Annotated in this window: 1 protein-coding gene; it reads left to right on the top strand. The window is 54.9% G+C overall.

Annotated features, from left to right (window positions below):
- A partial coding sequence (locus AOA59_RS32465; protein ID WP_158235266.1) for an immunoglobulin-like domain-containing protein occupies positions 1-377 on the top strand: 377 nt, incomplete at both ends.

The following is a 377-nucleotide window of genomic DNA, read 5'->3' on the forward strand; positions in this document are numbered from 1 at the left end:
GATCCGAAGGCAGCTGAAACAGCCATCACTGATTCGATCGACAACACCACGGTTTCGCTGAGTGCAGATAAAGCCTCGGTAGTTGAAGGCGGCGACATCACTTACACCGCGACCTTGACTAACAAGGCGCAGACCGACGTTACCGTGACGCTTTCGAATGGCCAGACGATCACCATCAAAGCCGGTGAGACCACAGGCTCGACTGTGTTCAACACCCCAGCCAACGACGTCTACAACAACGGTTCCACCGTCAGCACCACCATCGCGAAGACCGAAGGCGGTAACTTCGAGAACCTGGTTACCGATCCGAAAGCGGCCGTCACTTCGATTACCGACTCGATCGACAACACCACGGTTTCTCTGAGTGCTGATAAAGC

This window comes from Pseudomonas sp. 2822-15 (assembly GCF_002742515.1).
Taxonomy (GTDB): domain Bacteria; phylum Pseudomonadota; class Gammaproteobacteria; order Pseudomonadales; family Pseudomonadaceae; genus Aquipseudomonas; species Aquipseudomonas salomonii.